At 36.8% G+C, this 12,045-nt stretch carries 11 protein-coding genes; all 11 read left to right on the top strand.

Annotated features, from left to right (window positions below):
• Position 1 precedes the first annotated feature (1 nt).
• The 11 genes from JOS54_RS04545 (at position 2) to JOS54_RS04495 (ending at position 12,045) form a co-directional block, all read left to right on the top strand.
• Positions 2-1,807, top strand: coding sequence for a V-type ATP synthase subunit I (locus JOS54_RS04545; protein ID WP_203244452.1), 1,806 nt, complete (start codon positions 2-4; stop codon positions 1,805-1,807).
• Positions 1,808-1,817: 10 nt separating this feature from the next.
• Positions 1,818-2,252: an ATP synthase subunit C gene (locus tag JOS54_RS04540; RefSeq protein WP_203244451.1), complete on the top strand. Its 435-nt coding sequence runs from the start codon at positions 1,818-1,820 to the stop codon at positions 2,250-2,252.
• Positions 2,253-2,254: 2 nt separating this feature from the next.
• Positions 2,255-2,563, top strand: coding sequence for a V-type ATP synthase subunit F (locus JOS54_RS04535; RefSeq protein ID WP_203244450.1), 309 nt, complete (start codon positions 2,255-2,257; stop codon positions 2,561-2,563).
• A 7-nt stretch (positions 2,564-2,570) separates the two neighbouring features.
• Complete coding sequence (locus JOS54_RS04530; RefSeq protein ID WP_203244449.1) at positions 2,571-3,167, top strand: hypothetical protein; 597 nt, start codon at positions 2,571-2,573, stop codon at positions 3,165-3,167.
• Between the two features lies 1 nt (position 3,168).
• Complete coding sequence (locus tag JOS54_RS04525) at positions 3,169-4,917, top strand: V-type ATP synthase subunit A (protein WP_203244448.1); 1,749 nt, start codon at positions 3,169-3,171, stop codon at positions 4,915-4,917.
• A 9-nt stretch (positions 4,918-4,926) separates the two neighbouring features.
• Positions 4,927-6,342: a V-type ATP synthase subunit B gene (locus JOS54_RS04520; RefSeq protein ID WP_203244447.1), complete on the top strand. Its 1,416-nt coding sequence runs from the start codon at positions 4,927-4,929 to the stop codon at positions 6,340-6,342.
• Positions 6,342-6,965 carry a V-type ATP synthase subunit D gene (locus JOS54_RS04515; protein ID WP_203244446.1) on the top strand — a complete coding sequence of 208 codons (624 nt, stop codon included), beginning with the start codon at positions 6,342-6,344 and terminating at the stop codon, positions 6,963-6,965. Before JOS54_RS04520 ends, JOS54_RS04515 begins: the two co-directional genes overlap by 1 nt.
• The gene (locus JOS54_RS04510) at positions 6,962-7,966 is read left to right on the top strand and encodes a glycosyltransferase (RefSeq protein ID WP_203244445.1); all 1,005 of its coding nucleotides are present in this window, start codon (positions 6,962-6,964) and stop codon (positions 7,964-7,966) included. Before JOS54_RS04515 ends, JOS54_RS04510 begins: the two co-directional genes overlap by 4 nt.
• 117 nt (positions 7,967-8,083) lie before the next feature.
• Complete coding sequence (locus JOS54_RS04505; RefSeq protein ID WP_203244444.1) at positions 8,084-9,115, top strand: lysylphosphatidylglycerol synthase transmembrane domain-containing protein; 1,032 nt, start codon at positions 8,084-8,086, stop codon at positions 9,113-9,115.
• Between the two features lie 13 nt (positions 9,116-9,128).
• Positions 9,129-11,117, top strand: a complete 1,989-nt coding sequence (locus JOS54_RS04500; protein WP_203244443.1) for a RecX family transcriptional regulator — start codon at positions 9,129-9,131, stop codon at positions 11,115-11,117.
• Positions 11,110-12,045: a 3'-5' exoribonuclease YhaM family protein gene (locus tag JOS54_RS04495; RefSeq protein ID WP_203244442.1), complete on the top strand. Its 936-nt coding sequence runs from the start codon at positions 11,110-11,112 to the stop codon at positions 12,043-12,045. Before JOS54_RS04500 ends, JOS54_RS04495 begins: the two co-directional genes overlap by 8 nt.

The raw sequence follows: 12,045 nt of genomic DNA, 5'->3' as shown, positions 1-12,045 counted from the left end.
TATGGCAATTGAAAAAATGAAATATGTATCTCTTTCTTGTTCAAAATCGCACTTGAATGAGATGTTAGAGATGATTGGGAAAAGTCAACCGATTCATCCCATCTTGGCTAGTCAATTAGTAGAAGATAAAGAGGGTGTTTTGTTGAATGAAGAGAATCCTTATGATTCTTACGCACAAAGTTTTCAAAATATTGGTCACATGGTTGGTTGTGTTTTGAAAGAAAAAGAACCAACGGGGACTTATTCTGAAGCCGAAATTCAGAATTATATCGCCGAATTAAATCATGAGTTTGGTTTAGATACCAATGGGGAAGTGGAAATATTATCGGAGGATGATGAGAAAGCCTTGCATGAATTAGCACCTTTGGGTTTTGAAAGGATGAAAGAAGCACAATATTTAAACTTTGGTCTAGGACGTTTGCCTTTGGATTCCTATAAAAAGATTTCTCTTTATGCTGGTGAAAGTTTCTCCATTCATAAATTACATAGTAATAATCAATACGTTTGGTTAGTCTATGTGACCAGTGATGCATATTTGAAACGAACACAGAAAATTTTTCATTCTTTATTCTTTGAACCAATTCAAATTCCAGCTTTTGACCGTGAAAAGAGGGTTCAAGAATGTCGATGGAAGATGATGGATGTGTATTCGTATTGTTTGAAGCAATCGTCTATTTTAAAGCTATATCCTTATGTCTTAAAGAAGGATGAAAGATATGAATTCGATGGTTTTGTACCAGCCAGAAAGATACAGAGCTTTAAAGCTTTATTTAAGGATGTAAGCATTCAAGAAAAAGAACCATCAGAAGTTTCCATTCCTTGTCCAACTATTCTTAGAAATAATTGGTTCACAAGACCATTTGAACTTTTTGTGGAAATGTATGGATTACCTAAATACGATGACTTTGATCCAACAAGCTTTGTGGCAGTTACCTACTCCTTAATTTTTGGCATTATGTTTGGGGATTTGGGACAAGGCTTGGTATTGGCTATTCTTGGTTTCTTACTAGAAAAGAAAGCTAAGTTATTTGGTATTATTGCCCGTGTGGGTGTTACTTCTTCTATTTTTGGTTTCTTATATGGATCTGTATTTGGCTTAGAAGAGGTATTAAATCCAATTCACCAACAAATTTTCAATGTTCGTGAAAAGTTATTGGATGTGATGGATGGCTCTAATACGATGGGTTTATTAATTAGCGCAGTTTTACTTGGTGCTAGTTTAATTCTAATCACAATGTTGATGAATATTTGGAATAATGCCCGTCATAAACGCTGGATAGAAGTTTTTCTCTCGCAAAACGGAATGGTTGGCTTTGGTTTCTATGGCTTTATTTTAGTGGCTATTGGAGCCCGGACTTTATATGGAATAAGTCTAACATCGTTACCATTTATGATTGTGTTTGTGTATCTACCATTACTATGTTTCTTATTGAAAGAGCGCTTTGAAGCGGTAGTGGAAGGGCATTCTTTTAAACCGAGTGAAGGTTGGCTTGGCTATGTTGTCCAAAATTTCTTTGAAGTTTTTGAAATATTATTGAGCTTTGTAACGAATAGTTTATCGTATTTGCGTGTAGGTGGTTTCATTTTATCGCATGCCGGTATGATGCTGGTGGTGATGACTTTAATGAAGATGACCGGTACAGCCGGGATTGTTGTTTTTATTATAGGAAATATCTTCGTTATGGGCTTAGAGGGTTTAATTGTTGGTATTCAAACCTTGCGTTTGGAATATTATGAAATGTTTTCACGCTACTACACAGGTGGTGGCACAAAATTTGTAGCATATAGCACAAAGAGTGCTGACTAAGGAGAAAAGTATGTTATTATCGTTTAATCAAATTGTTTTACCATTTATGGCTGTTATTTTAATTGTTGGTCCTTTATGGCTGATTGTTCGTCATGGTGTTAATCAAAAGAATGTGAAGTCAAGGCTTTTAACGCAAGTGGCTCTATTCGTTGCCGCTTTCTTAACGACGATTGTTTTACAAGCCAATCAATTCGCTTCATTTGCTGAAGAAGCAACACAATCCAGTAATAGTAACACTGGTTTAGGCTTCCTTGCGGCAGCTATTGCGGTAGCCGGTTCTTCTTTAGGTGCCGGTTGGGCTGTTGCGAGTGCAGCTCCGGCAGCGATTGGTGCCGTTAGTGAAGATGGAAATAACTTTGGTCGTGCTATTATCTTCGTTGCTCTTGGTGAAGGGGTTGCGATTTATGGTCTATTGATTTCCATCTTAATCATCAACAAGCTTTAATTATGAAAGCCTATTGTATATCGGATAATGTGGACACCCAAACCGGCTTACGTTTAGTTGGTATTGATGGTGTGGTATTGCATGAAAAAGAAGAAATTTTAAAAGCATTACAAGAGAAAATCAAGGATCCATCCATGGCGATTATTTTTATGACCACGAAAGCGATGAATGAAGTGGCGGATGTGGTCGCAAAATGGAAGATGAATTTAAAACAACCTTTGATTGTAGAGATTTCTGACCGCCATGGATTAGCGAAGATTAGTGAAAGAATTGATGGTTATATTAGTTCTGCCATCGGTTTGAAATTGTAGGAGGGATATGGAAGATTACGAAAAGAAAATCCTGGATGCGATTGAACAGGGTGTAAAATCAGAATCCCAAATGGTTTTAGATACGTTAAAAAATGAAATTAATCAAATACACGATGAAACGTTGACCCTTTATAAGAAAGGTTTACAGCAAGAAACAAAGCATTATTTAGAAAAAGAATTTAATGATTTAAGAGCGGCCGTTGCTAATCAAAAATCCCAAGTCAAGTTTGAATATATGCAAAGTTTATTGAATATGCGCTTGGAGTATATTTCTGAAATGGTGAGCGAGGTTGAACAAAGGATACATGCTTTTGTGAAAAGTGATCAGTATCGTACTTACTTAGTCAAAAATTTAGAAAAGGCACCCGTTTTAGAGAGTGGCTATTTCTATGTTCGAGAAGAAGACAAAGACTTATTTCAATCTATTTTGGATGAAAAAAGTATGAAAAATGAAATAAAAATACGTTACTTTCAATTTGGTGGATTTAGCTACATTGATTTTTATCAAGGCTTGGAGTTTTCTTGTGCTTTGAAAGAACGTTTGGACGAAAGTTTAGATTGGTTTAGAAGCCACTCAGGCTTTATCTTAGAAGGAGGCAACTAACATGGCAAAAATCTATTCCGTCAATGGCTCGGTTATTTCTGTGCTAGAAACACAGGATTTTGCTATGAAAGAAGTGGTTCATGTTGGTAAGCAGGGTTTATTAGGTGAAGTCATTCGCATTGATAAAAATAAAACTATGATTCAAGTCTATGAAAGTACAGTTGGCTTAAAACAAGGGGATGAAGTTATCGGTACAGGTAGTTTGTTAAGTGCGACTTTAGGTCCTGGTATTTTAGGCAATATCTTTGATGGTATTGAACGACCCTTAATGGCTATGCAAGACCGACAAGGTCCTTTTATTGCGGCAACTACTCCTATTCCTTCTTTGGATGAAAATAAGAAATGGAATGTTCATGTGGATGTAAAGGTAGGAGACCATGTTCAAGAAGGGGATATATTCGCCGGATGTCCTGAAACTTCTTTGATTGAACATCGCTCTTTAGTTCCTATTGGTTTGAGTGGAACGGTTGTTCGGATTAGTGAAAATGGTTTGTATAGTGTTAAAGACTCAATCATCGATGTTCAGTTGGATAAAAATAAAGAAGTGGTTTCATTAACTTTAGCGCAAAAGTGGCCAATTCGTAATCCTCGTCCTATTCAAAAAAGAGAAAGAATTCAAATTCCTTTGATTACAGGTCAACGGGTCATTGACACTTTATTTCCTTTGGCTAAGGGTGGAGCCGCGGCTATTCCTGGCGGCTTTGGAGCTGGTAAGACCATGTTACAACATCAAATTGCTAAGTGGTGTGATGCTGATATTATTATTTACGTTGGTTGTGGTGAACGTGGTAATGAGATGACACAAGTTTTAGAAGAGTTTGCTCAATTGGTGGATCCTAAGAGCAATCGTCCTTTATTGGATCGTACTTGCTTGATTGCAAATACTTCCAATATGCCGGTGGCAGCCCGTGAAGCTTCAATTTATACAGGCGTAACGATAGCAGAATACTATCGTGATATGGGTTATCATGTGGCTCTAATGGCAGATAGTACTTCGCGTTGGGCAGAAGCTTTACGTGAAATTTCCGGTCGTTTGGAAGAAATGCCGGCTGAAGAAGGCTTTCCATCGTATTTACCAAGTCGCATTGCTCAATTCTATGAAAGAGCAGGGATGGTTAAAACTTTAAATGGATGTAAAGCTTCGCTTTCTTTGATTGGAGCAGTTTCCCCACAAGGAGCTGATTTCTCAGAACCAGTTACTCAAAATACCCGTCGCTTTGTGCGTTGTTTCTGGGCTTTGGATAAGAACTTGGCTTATGCTCGTCATTATCCGGCTGTGAATTGGAATGATTCTTACTCGGAATATTTAAATGAATTGACAGCTTATTATGACCATCAAGTATCTCGCAATTTTGGGGATTTAAGATCTGAAGTTCAAGAAATCCTTCATGAAGAAGGACGCTTAATGGAAATTGTGCGTTTGATTGGATCGGATGTTTTACCGGATGATCAAAAACTAAACTTGGAAATAGCACGAGTGATTCGGGTTGGTTATTTACAACAAAACTCTTTCCATAAGGAAGATACGTATGTTCCAATGTCGAAGCAGGTCAAAATGTTAGAAGTCATTCACCATTTAAAACAAGCTTGTTTACCATTGATTCAGAAACATATTCCGGTATCTTTAATTTTAAAAACCGGCATTTTTGAAGAAGTGATTAAAATGAAATATTCGGTACCTAATAATCGATTAGAATTATTGGATGAATTAAAAACAAAAATTGATGCTGAATTAGCGACGATACGATAGGAGGGTATCATGAGTATTCAAAAATTAGGTTTATCACAAATTCAAACTTCCTTAGTCGCCTTAGACCATTGCGAAAATATAGGAAATGAAGAAATGGTTCAAATCCAACTTAAGGATGGTCGTTGTCGTTCGGGTCGGGTGGTTCAAATTCAAGGGGATAAAGCAATTGTTCAAGTCTTTGAAGGAACGGATGAATTAGCTAAAAACAATACGAAAACGAAGTTCTTAGGGCATCCAATGGAGTTAGGTGTTTCCAATGAAATTTTAGGTCGTGTTTTTAATGGATTAGGCGAACCAATAGATAACTTAGGTCCTGTTTTTGTGAAAAAATATGCGGATGTGAATGGCAAACCTTTAAACCCTGTTTCCCGTCAATACCCTCGTAATTACATTAATACAGGTATTTCCGCCATTGATGGTTTGAATACTTTAATTCGTGGGCAAAAGTTACCGATTTTTTCCGGCTCCGGCTTACCACATGATCAATTGGCTATTCAAATTGTTCGTCAAGCACACTTAACCGGTGATGATGCGGAGAACTTCTGCATTGTTTTTGGTGCTATGGGGGTTAAGAAAGACGTTGCTGATATTTTCCAAAAATCCTTTAAAGAAACAGGGGTTATGGAAAAGGTTTGTATGTATTTAAACTTAGCGGATGATCCAATTTTGGAAAGAATTATGACCCCTCGTCTTGCTTTAACGGCTGCGGAATATTTAGCTTTTGAACAACAGCGCAATGTATTGGTTATTTTAACGGATATGACAGCTTATTGCGAAGCCATTCGTGAATTTTCGAGTACTTCCGGAGAAATTCCTTCACGCAAAGGATATCCGGGTTATTTATATTCAGATTTAGCTTCCCTTTATGAAAGAGCGGGCATTATTCAAGGCGGTAAGGGTTCAGTTACTCAAATTCCCATTTTAACGATGCCAAATGATGATATTACTCATCCAGTACCAGATTTAACCGGTTATATCACCGAAGGACAGATTGTCCTAGATCGTGATTTATTTATGAATGGAATTCAACCGCCAATCGCCATTCTTTCCTCTTTATCCCGCTTGATGAAGGATGGTATTGGTGAGGGTTTAACGCGTAAAGATCATCAGGCAGTGGCCAACCAATTATTTGCCTCTTATTCCCGAGTGCAAGAAGTACGTTCGCTAGCTTCCGTTATTGGTGAAGATGAATTGTCAGTAAAAGACCGACAATACATGAAGTTTGCTCGTCAAGTGGAAGCGGTCTTTATTGGTCAAAAGGATGACAATCGTTCCATCATTGAAACATTAGATTTAGCTTGGGCTTTATTATCTACGCTACCAAAGGAAGAATTAGATCGTTTAGACGATGCCTTCATTCAAGAATATTACAATACTCAAAGAGCGCAAAATGTGATTGATTTAGCGAAAAAAGGAGCGATATAATGCCTGTGCAAATGCCCACAACAAAGGGAAACTTACTTCGTTTAAAACGCAGGTATGATTTAGCGAAAAATGGTTATGATTTAATGGATCGTAAACGTCATATTTTGATTAAAGAAATGATGGCTTTGGTTGAGAAAGTGAAAGTCTTGCGTGAGGAAATTAGTGATGCTTATAAGCTAGGTTATTATCTTTTACAACAAGCCAATATGTCTTCGGGAATCATCAGTTCGATTGCAGAACAGGTAGCGATTGCGGATGAGGTAGAATTGACCTATCGTTCCGTGATGGGGGTGGAAATTCCCAATGTGCTATATACACCAAAGAAAAATTTAGAAATTCCCTATGGTCTTTTAAATACTTCTTCCCGTATTGATGAAGCTTATTTACAATTTCAAAAGATTAAGGAATTGAGTTATACTTTGGCTGAAGTGGATAATGCGGTATATCATTTAGCTGCGGCGATTGCTCAAACGCAAAAAAGAGCGAACGCTTTAAAAAATGTGGTATTACCTCGTTTATCTTCACAAATTCAACACATTTCTTCGGCTTTAGAAGAAAAAGAAAGAGAGGAATTCTCACGTTTAAAAGTCATTAAAGCACAAAAGGAAAACCATCGTTCATGAAAGTCTTACTATATTTTGAAGGTCAAGATGCCTTAGCAAAATCAGGAATAGGACGTGCACTTCAGCACCAAATGAAAGCCTTAAGTTCTCAAGGAGTGGAGTATACCACGAATCCTTGGGCAGAAGACTATGATATTTTGCATATCAACACATGGGGAATGAATTCCGATGCCATTATTCATCATGCTAAAAAAATGGGTAAGAAAGTGATTTATCATGCTCATAGTACAATGGAAGATTTCCGTAATTCTTTCACTTTTTCCAATGTGATTGCTCCCTTTGTGAAAATTCGTTTGGTGGATTTGTATAAACAAGCCGATGCGATTATTACGCCAACACCATATTCAAAATCACTATTAGAGGGATATGGCTTAAGGCAAAAGATTTATGTGATTTCAAATGGGATTGATTTAAATCGTTACGCTTATGATGAGCAAAAAATTCAATTGTACCGTGATTATTTCCATTTACAAGCCAATCAAAAGGTTGTTATGGGGGTGGGTTTATTATTCAAACGAAAAGGTATTTTGGATTTTATTGCAGTTGCGAGACAATTACCGCAATACACATTCATTTGGTTTGGTGATATTTCAAAGTTAATCATTCCACCTGAAATTACCTTAGCTATTCAAGAGGCACCTAGCAATTGTATTTTTCCCGGTTATGTGAAAGGCTCCTTGATTGAAGGCGCTTATCATGATGCCGATTGTTTCTTCTTTCCAAGCTATGAAGAGACCGAAGGGATTGTGGTATTAGAGGCACTTGCTTCAAAACAATCGCTTCTTTTAAGAGATATTGCTTGTTATAATCCATGGTTAAAGAATGGTGAAAATGCGTATTTAGCAAATAATAATGATGAATTCATTGAAAAGTTACAAGGGATTATTGAAAAGAAATTACCTAATCTTTCTAAACAAGGTTATTTAGTAGCTAAGGAAAGACGCATTGAAGAGGTTGGTAAACAATTAAAAGCTGTGTATGAAGAGGTGTTGAACCAGTAAAAAGCCTACAAAAGTAGGCTTTTTACATATTTTCAAATAGAGAGTTATTTCAGAAGAGGATAAGCTTGAAGTATTACTGAAATGTTCAAAAGAAGGAAAGAATAGTATAATAATTGCATGCTGAAATTTCTTAAAAGACTACTTAAAAATACGGCATTCAACATCTTTCTTGTCTTTGCGCTGACAGGCTTTGTATTTTTTATGACAATGAAAGATCATTATCAAGACGTCATTAATCATTTAAAAGCGGCGAACCCTTGGATTTTGATTTTATTGGTTGCCTTACTTGTTTTAGAAAAAGCATTATTGGCTAAAGGCTTAGCTTTAGAAGTGCAAGTTAGTCATAAAAACTACCGTTTTAAAGAAGGACTTATGAATGCCTATGTTGCCGGTCTTTTCAACAACATCACCCCAGGTGCCTCAGGTGGTCAAGTGGCTCAGCTTTATATTTTTCGTAAACAAGGTGTCTCAGTTTCAAGTGCCGTAGGTGTTTTATGGCTTGATTTTATTGCCTATCAAGCCACGATGATTGCGGTGGTGTTAGTCTTATTATTGTTACGTTTCGGTTATTTTTATCGTACCTATTCCTCATTCTTTGCGATTGTTTTAGGCGGTTTTTTAGTTGCGACAGGGGTAATTGTTTTCTTGATTTTATTAGCTAAATCAAAGCGTTTTTATACTTGGATTACAACTAAAGGTATTTATATTGGGGCTAAATTACACATGGTAAAAGATGTGGATGCCTCATTAAGTCGCTTGGATAAAACATTAGAGAACCTAGCTCATGAAATTACTATTCTTCATCAAAATCATCGATTGGTATACCAATTAGTAAGCATTAATGTTTTGCGTTTCTTAATTATTTATTCTGTACCGGTACTTTGTGCTTGGGCTTTGCATATTCCTTTTACACTATCGAATGTATTGGATATGATGGCGCTAAGTTCTTTTGTGGCGATGGTGAATGCGTTTCTACCAATGCCAGGCAGTAGTGGGGGAACGGAAGCGACTTTTGTCTTGATGTTTTCGACGATTTTTACATCTGCACAAGCTACATCAATTATGATTTTGTGGCGTTTATCGACTTTTTATCTAACTCTAATCATCGGGGCAATTGTATTTCTTATTGTCAAGATGAAAAACGAATAGAAGGGAGCCTTTTATGCGAATTGGTCTATTTTCCGATACCTTTGTGCCAGAAATCAATGGTGTAGCGAATTCCACCTATATCCTTTTTCAAGAACTAAAAAGACATGGACATGAGGTTTATGTCATCACCACCTATACAGGAAAAGAAGATATGGAATGGAATGAAGATCAGGATGTTTTACGTCTTAGTGGTATTCAATTGAAATTTCTATATGGTTATGTGATGGCTTCGCCTTTTCATTCGGAGGCTTTGGAAGTCATTCGTTCGTTAAACTTACAAATCATTCATGCCCAAACTGAATTTGGGGTGGGGATTTTTGCTCGTATTTGTGCTAAGCATCTAGGTGTTCCATTGGTATCGACCTATCATACAACCTATGAAGATTACACACACTATGTGAATTTATTGAATTCAAAAACAGTTGATGAAGTTGGTAAGATGGCGGTAGCTAAACTATCAAGGCTATATGGTGAAAGCTCGCAAGAAGTCATTACACCTTCTTTAAAAACCAAGGAAATGCTAGAAAACTATGGTATTCAAAGAAGACTGACGGTTATTCCCACCGGTCTTTCTTTAGAGCGTTTTAATCCCAAAGAGTTTAGTGAAGAAAGAAGATTAGAAACCAGAAAGAAATATGGTCTAGCGGAAAATCGTTCCATTATTATTTATGTTGGTCGTTTGGCCAAGGAAAAGGCTTTGGACTTGGTCATAAGTGGCTATGAAGTTGCCCTTAAAAAGGGAGCGAAGAGTCAACTGGTGATTGTTGGTGGAGGACCTGATTTCGATAGTCTTAAAAAGCTAGTTTCTAAACAAGGCTTAGAAAAGGATGTCATCTTAACAGGACCAATTCCTCGTGAGACTGTACCGGATTTATATCGTAGTAGTAACGCCTTTGTGTCCGCTTCTTTAAGTGAAACGCAAGGGATGACTTTTATTGAAGCCTTGGCTTCCGGTTTGCCATTGTTTGCTAGAAAAGATGAGGTCTTAGATGGTTTGTTAATGCCAAATGAAACAGGCTGGTTTTTTGTAGATGAAGAAAGTCTGGCTAATGCGATTTTAGAATTTGAAAAAATGGATGGTCATGAATATGGAAGATATTGTCAACGCTGTGTTTCGGTCACAAAACCATTTAGTGCGGAAACTTTCTACACAAAGATTTTAGAAGTGTATAGTCGAGTGATTGATTTCAATCGCATTCAATATGAAATCTTACGAATGCGAACCAAGGATACGATTGTTGAGTTGTACTTAAGATCTAGTGAGCAGGAAGAATTGCGCTTGAAAGTATCGGTGGATGATTATTATGAATATGGTTTAAGAGCGCATGGTTTCTTTAATCACCATATTTATAAAGTTCTTAAAGAAAAAGAAGTGCAAACAGCGGCTTATCAAGCTTGTTTAAAAAAAATAGCTATTAAAGATCGAAGCCAAAAAGAAATTGTGGATTGGTTAACTCAAAATACCCAATGTTCTTTAGATAGTGTGCAAGCGATTATTCGTAGTTTAAAAGAAAAGGGCTATTTAAATGATGAACGCTATGCCCGAGAGCATATACATTCTTTATTTTCATCATTATTTGGTGAAAATGAGGTTCGCCGTCGTTTAGCGAGAAAAGGAATTTCTGAACATCTTATTCAAAAGGCTTTACAAGAAGAACCAGTTCAAGAAGAAGATTTTGCGTTGGAATACGCCCGAAAAATCCTTCGTTCTTCCTCTTATTCTTTAAAGAAAACGAAAGAAACCATTCGTATAAAGCTTCGTCAAAGAGGTTATAATGACGATTTAATTGATCGAGTGATGGTTCAACTAGATTTTAGTAAAGTGGATGCAAAGGAGTTGGATTATTTACGCAAATGTGCTAATCAAGCTAAAAAACGCTATGCACGGAAATATTCAGGAACGGATTTACGCAATCGAATTTATCGTTATTGCTTAAATCAGGGTTATAGTTATGAAGATGTTTATACAGTAATCAATGATATGGAGGATGATGATGCCTAAGATTAGTGAATATGTGGTTGGTGAAAGATACCAATTACCACTTTTGGTCAAAGATGTTAAAAATGGAATGACAAATAAAGGAGCGCCTTATTTGTCGATGATACTTGCGGATAGTTCCGGTAGTTTAGAAGGTAAAATGTGGGATGTTCGTCAAGAAGATATTAAATTGATTCAAAATGGTCGATTGATTCAATTTACATTTGATGTTTTGGACTATAAAGGACAAATGCAAGGTCGTATTTTAAGTGCTGGCAAAGCCGGTGAAAACGTGGTTGTAGAAGACTTTGTGTTATCTTCTCTTATTCCCGAAGAAAAGCGGAAAGAAGAGGTAAGGTCTTACATTGATCAGATTTCTTCACCGGTTTTAAAGAAGCTGGTGATTGCGATGTTTCAAAAGGTGGGACAGAGGTATTTTGATTATCCGGCCGCCTCTAAAATTCATCATGCGTTTTTGGGTGGTTTATCAGAACATAGTTTAAGTATGGTCAAGACTTGTTTGGCTCTATGTGATCTTTATCCTCAACTCAATAAAGATTTATTGATTAGCGGGGCTTTAGTTCATGATATGGGAAAGACAGAAGAAATGTCCGGTCCAATCACAACGGAATATACTTTACAAGGTCGCTTAGAAGGTCATATTTCTTTAGCGAATGGTTGGTTAAGCGAAGTCGCAAAGGAATTATCCTTAGAAGAAGAGGAAGAAACGATTTTATTGCACCACATGATTTTAAGCCATCATGGTCATTTAGAATATGGTTCACCAGTATTACCTTGTCTTCAAGAAGCGGAAATTCTTTCTCTTGTGGATAATATTGATGCTCATTTGAATACATTGAAGCTTGCTTTAAAGGAAGTTGAGCCAGGCTCTTGGACAAGTCGTTTATTCTCAATGGAAAATCGCCAGTTCTATAAACCAAAGGAGAAATAG

This window comes from Bulleidia sp. zg-1006 (assembly GCF_016812035.1).
Lineage (GTDB): Bacteria > Bacillota_I > Bacilli_A > Erysipelotrichales > Erysipelotrichaceae > Bulleidia.
The sequence above is the reverse complement of the archived record's forward strand: the minus strand, read 5'-3'. Positions and strand labels throughout refer to the sequence as shown.